We start from the raw sequence: 976 nt of genomic DNA, 5'->3' as shown, positions 1-976 counted from the left end.
AGCTGGAGCACGTGCTGGAGCGGGCATCGATCTTGTGCAATGGCAGCCGCATCGAGCGGAAAGACTTGCCCGTGCAGATCAGGGAAGCCAACTTGCCAACCGTTGGCGACACACGCGGGACTAGCCATGAGGAGAGTCCGTGGGTCAGCCGCTCGGTGGAGTCGTTTGAAAAGGAACTGATCGAACAGACGCTGCAAAAGCTGGACTGGAACCGGACGCGAACGGCGGAAACGCTCGGTTTTACGCGAAGGACGCTTTTTAACAAAATGAAAAAATACAACATTACGCCCATTCCCAAATGAGAGAACGTGAAATATTTTTCCCGTTACTTGATTTGGGAATTTTTTTCTCGCTGTTTTGTGACGTGGTGAGAAAAAACTTTCCCGTGACCGTTGCGATAACCTGATTAAACCGGGCTGAACTCATTGGCAAGGAACTTGCTCTAAATAGGCTGTGAATCAGAGCGTTGGAGGAGGGAAAATGGATTCTATGGGACAAAAGCCAACCGTTGTATTGCTTGGCACGCTTGATACGAAAGGGATCGAGTACGGCTACATTTGTGAGCGCTTACAGCAAGAGCATGGCGTTGAGACCATATTGGTGGATATCGGCGTTCTGGGCGAGCCTGCCATCCAACCGGATGTGATGCGCGAAGCGGTTGCAGCCGCTGCTGGTTATCAGATCGATCGGCTGATCGCATCGGGCGATCGCGGAGCGGCGATGAAGGCGATGGCCGAAGGCGCCGCTGCCATCGTCAAAGAGCTGTATGAGCAAAACCGGCTGCAGGCGATTCTGGGACTCGGCGGCTCTGGCGGCACCGCGGTCGTTTCCCATGCGATGCGCCAGCTGCCAGTGGGCGTACCAAAGCTGATCGTGTCCACGATGGCATCGGGAGACACCCGCGCGTACGTCGGTGCGGTCGATATCACGATGATGTATTCGGTCGTCGATGTCGCTGGAATCAACCAAATTTCCG

General features: G+C 54.5%; 2 protein-coding genes. Both read left to right on the top strand.

Features of this window, described 5'->3' with window-relative positions:
• On the top strand, nucleotides 1–302 hold a 302-nt coding region (locus EDM56_RS30930), incomplete at its 5' end, for a helix-turn-helix domain-containing protein (RefSeq protein ID WP_281275006.1).
• Nucleotides 303–480: 178 nt separating this feature from the next.
• Nucleotides 481–976, top strand: a 496-nt coding sequence (locus tag EDM56_RS30925; protein ID WP_221176020.1) for a Tm-1-like ATP-binding domain-containing protein, incomplete at its 3' end; no start/stop codon positions are given.

It is taken from the genome of Brevibacillus fluminis (assembly GCF_003710825.1).
Taxonomy (GTDB): Bacteria; Bacillota; Bacilli; order Brevibacillales; family Brevibacillaceae; genus Brevibacillus_D; species Brevibacillus_D fluminis.
Note: the sequence above shows the minus strand (reverse complement) of the source record. Positions and strands in the feature narration are given on the sequence as shown.